The 670-nt window shown below is 52.8% G+C and carries 2 protein-coding genes; both read right to left on the reverse strand.

Annotated features, from left to right (window positions below):
* Nucleotides 1–248: IS66 family transposase (locus TMES_RS22020; protein WP_483887650.1), on the reverse strand; the 248-nt coding region annotated here is incomplete at its 3' end.
* Between the two features lie 65 nt (nt 249–313).
* A partial coding sequence (gene tnpB, locus TMES_RS22025; RefSeq protein ID WP_143589782.1) for an IS66 family insertion sequence element accessory protein TnpB occupies nt 314–670 on the reverse strand: 357 nt, incomplete at its 5' end.

Raw genomic sequence — 670 nt, forward strand, 5'->3', positions numbered from 1 at the left:
CGGTCCTTTCCTTCTTCCTCGCTATCGGCAAGGCGGATCTCAAGATCCTCGAAGGACAGTTGCCGTTCGTCCGGCGTCAGTTTCTCTGACCTCTTGCCGTGCAAAAGGTTGCGTAATTCCCGGACAAGAACTTCCTGGCGACGGCCAAATTCCTCAAGCGCCATGACATGCGCGCGCAAGGCTTCAAAGGCAGCGTGCTGCTCGGGTGACAGGCTGGCTGGAATGGCGATTTGAGGCAGATTAAGCATCCCGTTTTATAGCGCAATATCAGTCGTTTCGCACCATAAAACAGCTTAAAAAATCATCCGTTTCTTCAGTCTGCCAACAGCGGAGGATGGAGTGTCGGTGCTTGCACCCGTCGCCAGTCCAGGCCAGAAAACAGAGCCTCAAACTGCGCAGAGTTCAGCGATATGACACCATTGCGGATTGTCGGCCAGGTGAAGCTGTGCTCTTCCAGGCGCTTGTAAGTCATCACCAATCCTGAGCCATCCCAGTATAGCAATTTAAGCCGATCTCCCCGTTTGGAGCGAAAGACATAAACCGTTCCCGTAAACGGCATCTTACCCAACTCATTCTGAACCAGGGCTGCAAGCCCATCATGACCTTTACGGAAATCAACAGGTTTGGTCGCCACCAAAATACGCAGCTTGTGCGACGGGATAATCATCGC

Source organism: Thalassospira mesophila (assembly GCF_002115755.1).
GTDB classification, from domain to species: Bacteria; Pseudomonadota; Alphaproteobacteria; order Rhodospirillales; family Thalassospiraceae; genus Thalassospira; species Thalassospira mesophila.